We start from the raw sequence: 1,166 nt of genomic DNA on the forward strand, positions 1-1,166 counted from the left end.
GGTACTGCGCCAGGAGTGACAGAGACCAGGGAGCCGAGCGCAGCGATGAGTCCAGCCGACAAGCGGGTAGGCCGCCGGCGCGCGGTCCGGCCCGCCCGTCCGGGCGTGCTGCCGCTGGCCCTGGCGTTGCTGGCGGTGGCCTGGGTGCTGGGGTGGCTGGTGACGCACCGCGGGGGCACTGTGATGCCCGGGTACGCCGGGGGACCGGTGGCCATGGTGGCCGCGTTCCTGGCCTGCCGGCGGATCGGCTCGATGATCGTGGTGCCGCGGCCGATCCGGGGCTTCTGGCGGCTCTTCTCGCACTCGGCGATCTGCCTGGGGATCGGCTCGGTGGGTGCGTTCGCGTTCGCCAACAACGATCCCGGGCTGTCGCCGTACATGGCCGTGCCGACGATGCTCGGTGTCGTCATGGTGGTGCTGGCCTTCCTGCGGCTGCCGACGGAGCAGCGGTCGGTGCTGCGCTGGGCCCAGCTCGTGCTCGACGGTGCGACCGTCGCGGTGGCCGGTGCGCTGATCTACTGGTACGTCGTCCTCGACCTCGCCACCGCGGCGACCTCGACGCTGACCCAGAACGGCGCCGCCGTCACCGGGGTCGGTTCGCTGATCGCCCTGGTCGTGATCGGCCGCGCGGCGATGAGCCCGGCCAGCGCCGTCGACTCGGTGTCGCTGCGCATCCTGACTGTCGCGCCGCTGGTCGCCGTGGCCACCACGGTGCTGCTCATCGCCGGCGGGGACACCGGACGGCTGATCATCTCGGTGCTGGGCGTACCGCTGGTCGGCGCGGCGATGGCGCTGGCCGCGTACCGTCAGGAAGTTGTCCTGCGCCGCCCCGCGGCGTCCCCCGCCGCACCGTCGGCGCGCAGCATCTACAACGCGCTTCCGCTGGTCGCGGTCATCGCGACCGCCGCCCTGGTGATCACCGTCTCCGCCCGCCAGCTCGGCTGGCACCAGCGCGTCGAGATCATCGGCCCCGTGCTCATCGCCGCCTTCGTGGTGGCCCGGCAGCTGCTCGGGCTGCGGGCCAACGCCCGGATGCTGGCCGGCATCCGCCGGCAGCAGGCGGAGCTCGAGCACCTGGCCATGCACGACCCGTTGACCGGCCTGGCCAACCGCGCCCGCTTCGGCACCGTCCGCGCCGAGCGCCTGGACGCGCACCGCAGCGCCAG

The 1,166-nt window shown here is 73.6% G+C and carries 1 protein-coding gene; it reads left to right on the top strand.

Annotated features, from left to right (window positions below):
• Nucleotides 1-45: 45 nt before the first annotated feature.
• On the top strand, nucleotides 46-1,166 hold a 1,121-nt coding region (locus AB0C29_RS49570; protein WP_360835502.1), incomplete at its 3' end, for a GGDEF domain-containing protein.

Origin of the sequence: Actinoplanes sp. NPDC048791, from assembly GCF_040650095.1 — a bacterium.
In the GTDB taxonomy this organism is placed as follows: domain Bacteria; phylum Actinomycetota; class Actinomycetes; order Mycobacteriales; family Micromonosporaceae; genus Actinoplanes.